Genomic DNA, 1990 nt, shown 5'->3' on the forward strand with positions numbered 1-1990 from the left:
TTTACGTAATCTCTTTAGCTCATCACGCTCAGACTCTTCTAAGGTGATACCTTGTTGCAGGGCTTGGTGTTTTTCCTTCCAGTTGTAAAGCAGGCTCGTGCTAACTCCAAGAGACTTTGCCGCATCGGCAACGCTATAACCTTGCTCTAGCACCATCAAGACTGCTTCATCTTTAAATGCCTGCGGATAACTCTTATGTGATTTTTTCAGACTCATATAGACCTCTTAATTTATTGACCATACTGTCTCAAAATTAAGTGTCCGATGGGATTAGACCAGAACACCTCCAACAATTCTTTTATCTTTTCCTAACTCTATAAATTTAAGTATTGCCTGCTCTTTACTGTATGAGCCTTTGTATTTATACCTTAACCTTTTACCGTCATTTCCACTTTCGGTGACATTAATAGTTATGCTTCCCCAAACCCAACCAAAAAACTGTTTTAATTTTGCTTGACCATGAGGGCCCGAGTGGCTCGAGTTGTCAATATATACATTGTAGTCACCTGCAATTCCTAAACACATACTATTCGTTACGAAGCCACCAATAGCTTTTATCGCTTTAAAGGCCGCTGATATAACAACAATACCTAAGCCAGAAAATATCCAAGGAATATTTTGAAAATCTAAAGCAACCTCTGGGTTCAAAGAAATTACCTCCGTAATGCCTAACGCCACTTTAAGCGGCAAAAAATTGTTGGCTATAATGTTGAACGGAGTGAAAACAGCCAACTGTTTTTTGTCCGTTTGAAAGCCTTGTTAGCTGTTTAGAACTCTACCGTAAAACTAGGTAAATTTAACTCTCTAATTAAGCTATTAAACTCGACAGTACTGAGAGGTCCAGTTACGGCAGCCTTTTGCGAAAAATTAATACCTTGATTAGATTTCTGTTTAGCTTTGTCGATTATATAAAAAAATACCTCTTTCGATATTGAGTCGACATTTTTTGCTACCACATAATCCTTATTGAACCCAACAGCACTAACAGAATTTACTAAACCGTAAAATGCTTCTTCTGGCTCACCATAAGCTAAGAATACATCGCTATTTATCCACGCTACAACATAATTTCCATCTCGCCAAAGTTCATCGCTATCGCGAGATGTGATGAATAAAATAAGAACTAAAATTACTAGTGCCGAAATATATTTCACAAATGAACCTCGAAAAACTGCTAACGCCCAAAGCAGCTGCGCGGTACGCGTCGGCTGCCTTTGCTTGTTAGCATTTAAGTTTTCTCCGTGCTGTAAGAACTAAATCTTTGTGCAACTCAAAAAGCTCTGTACCTAATTCATTTAACTCTCGAATTTGTTCATCAACGTGTGCTGGCCACTCCCAAGCACCTCTATAAGCATCCGGCACACAAGAAAAAATCTCGCCATTGCCAATTGCGTAGGATCTACATGCTAATGTATAGATAAAATGCTTAGCTTTAATAATGAGGTTACTTCGTTTTGATTCTAATTCAGTATCTAAAAACTGCTTCTGAGCGTTATCCCAAATGTAGACAAATGCCTCCAAAGCCTTAACAGATTTACCGTGATGAGAATTACCGAAATCATGATCCTCTAAAAGCTTCACGTCCAAACCATCTGAGGGGAGTAAATTAACGAACTCATTAAATAGTCTTCTATCTACTTCAATTAGCTCTTGTTTTTCTGCATAGGCCAACTTTTCTGTTTTATAAAGGAAAATTTTGTAGGCAATATTGTGAAGCAAAGCTAATGCTATAACTCCAAAGCCACACCAGTAGTCGGCAGCACCAGATTGTAATTCAGCTAAAGTGTAGTGTTCACCTGAATTCAAATTAAAAGTATCTACAAGCCAGTTATAGATAATTTGCTTTAAAGGCGTTGGCGTTATAAGAATTGTTACCCCTGCACCACCTACCAACCATGTCAGCTTGTTTGAGAAATCTGGAAAAATCCACTTTTTCCATATAATTTCTTTTAACTCTTTACGGTTAAACACCCGCACTCTCCCTTAAATG

At 38.0% G+C, this 1990-nt stretch carries 4 protein-coding genes; all 4 read right to left on the bottom strand.

What is annotated here, in order from left to right; genetic code table 11:
* A partial coding sequence (locus Q4Q49_RS22015; RefSeq protein WP_312000444.1) for a transposase occupies positions 1–216 on the bottom strand: 216 nt, incomplete at its 3' end.
* 54 nt (positions 217–270) lie between these two features.
* On the bottom strand, positions 271–732 hold the full coding sequence (locus Q4Q49_RS22020; RefSeq protein WP_312000445.1) for a hypothetical protein: 462 nt from the start codon (positions 730–732) through the stop codon (positions 271–273).
* Between the two features lie 35 nt (positions 733–767).
* Positions 768–1154, bottom strand: coding sequence for a hypothetical protein (locus tag Q4Q49_RS22025; protein WP_312000446.1), 387 nt, complete (start codon positions 1152–1154; stop codon positions 768–770).
* A gap of 67 nt (positions 1155–1221) precedes the next feature.
* Positions 1222–1971 carry a hypothetical protein gene (locus Q4Q49_RS22030; RefSeq protein ID WP_012089974.1) on the bottom strand — a complete coding sequence of 250 codons (750 nt, stop codon included), beginning with the start codon at positions 1969–1971 and terminating at the stop codon, positions 1222–1224.
* Positions 1972–1990: the final 19 nt, after the last annotated feature.

This window comes from Shewanella sp. SP1S1-7, assembly GCF_031932105.1.
Classification (GTDB): domain Bacteria; phylum Pseudomonadota; class Gammaproteobacteria; order Enterobacterales; family Shewanellaceae; genus Shewanella; species Shewanella baltica.